This is a genomic window from Paracoccus sp. UBA5162 (assembly GCF_002413585.1).
Lineage (GTDB): Bacteria > Pseudomonadota > Alphaproteobacteria > Rhodobacterales > Rhodobacteraceae > Paracoccus.
Window position 1 is genome coordinate 1 of record NZ_DHXG01000100.1, and the last position, 685, is coordinate 685.

1 protein-coding gene is annotated in these 685 nt (G+C 61.9%); it reads right to left on the reverse strand.

Annotated features, from left to right (window positions below; translation table 11 throughout):
- Positions 1-187: 187 nt before the first annotated feature.
- Entirely contained in the window at positions 188-511 is a 324-nt protein-coding gene (locus B4A72_RS15910; RefSeq protein ID WP_292979103.1) for a c-type cytochrome, read from the reverse strand.
- Between the last annotated feature and the right edge of the window lie 174 nt (positions 512-685).

A 685-nucleotide genomic window follows, 5' to 3' on the forward strand; every position in this document is an offset into this window, starting at 1 on the left:
CGCGCGAGCGACGAGGCAAGGTATCATCGTCTGAAACCTGCTTCAACGCGGTCGGCCACGATCCCGAAGGAATCGTGGCCCACGCCCGGCCTCTTTCGCGATCTTGATGGCGTCGGCACAGAACCCGACGCGCAAAGGCCGCATTCGGTTCCCCTGTCCGATGGCCAAGTTCGCCCCGGCGGACATTTCAGTGTTTCATCAGCGCACGGATGTTCTGTGGTATGTCGCGGTCACTGAACTTCTTCTGCTCATCGGCGTCGTGGACGAACGCGATGATCGAGGCGAGTTCGTCCCCGGTAAGCTCGATCTGTCCGCCCAATTCCTCCTGCTGCATCATCACCATCGGTTCGGCCCCGCGCCACATGGCGGCCGCGAAATCGAAGGGATTCATCGGATCATCCATGTATTCGGCGCCGAAAGCCCGAGCGTCCTCGCCGCCGATCCCGTTGATCGAATGACAGACGACACAACCCTTGGATCCGAACAACAGGCGGCCTTTGGCCGCGTCCATTTCCGGCATGGCAAGGCCCGGTGCCAACTTTCCGTCCAGGCCCCGACCCAAGCCGTCAGCGAGAGATGGCGATGCGATGCCCGCCGCAAGCAGGATCGCGATTGTCGCAAGATGTGAAGGCATGTCTTTCTCCAGTCCTGAATGCCGACGGGCGCCGAAACCCCGCGACGACCC